This window comes from Cellulomonas fimi (assembly GCF_028527925.1).
GTDB classification, from domain to species: Bacteria; Actinomycetota; Actinomycetes; order Actinomycetales; family Cellulomonadaceae; genus Cellulomonas; species Cellulomonas fimi_C.
On sequence record NZ_JAPESW010000198.1, the window covers coordinates 1 to 508 of the forward strand.

General features: G+C 62.4%; 1 protein-coding gene. It reads right to left on the reverse strand.

The window, feature by feature from the left end; all coding sequences use genetic code 11:
• On the reverse strand, window positions 1-508 hold a 508-nt coding region (locus OMK64_RS21640), incomplete at both ends, for an acyl-CoA dehydrogenase (protein ID WP_524536929.1).

Genomic DNA, 508 nt, shown 5'->3' on the forward strand with positions numbered 1-508 from the left:
GCGAGGAACTGGCGCCTAGCAGCGAGAAGATATCGCTGGAGATCTTCAGCGAAGCGCTGTCGGAATGCGCGCGGGCGGTGGCCACCGAGAGGATCAACTCATCCTGCAGTTCCTTGTTCTCCGGATTCAGTTCATGCAGGTCGAACACCCGCGCCGCATCACGCAACAGGGATTCAGCCGCTCGCAGGGCCACCGCGTATTCGCCGATCTGCTGGATGATATGCGGCTCGTCATTGGCGTGTTCGACGCCGCTTTCCACCCACGGCCGGGCGTTGTGCTTGAGATAGTCGACTGCCGCGGCCAGGGCGCCGGCGGCGATGCCGGTGTCGATAGCGGCGTGGAGGATCTGCGGGAAGGTCAGCCCTGTGCGTTTCATCGGGCCTTTGCGACGTGACACGTAGTCTTCGTCCAGCACGATGTTGTCGAACTTCACCGTGCCGCTGACCGAGTTCTTCTGGCCGAAGGCTTCCCAGTCATCCACCAGCGTGAGTCCCGGTGCATTGCGGTT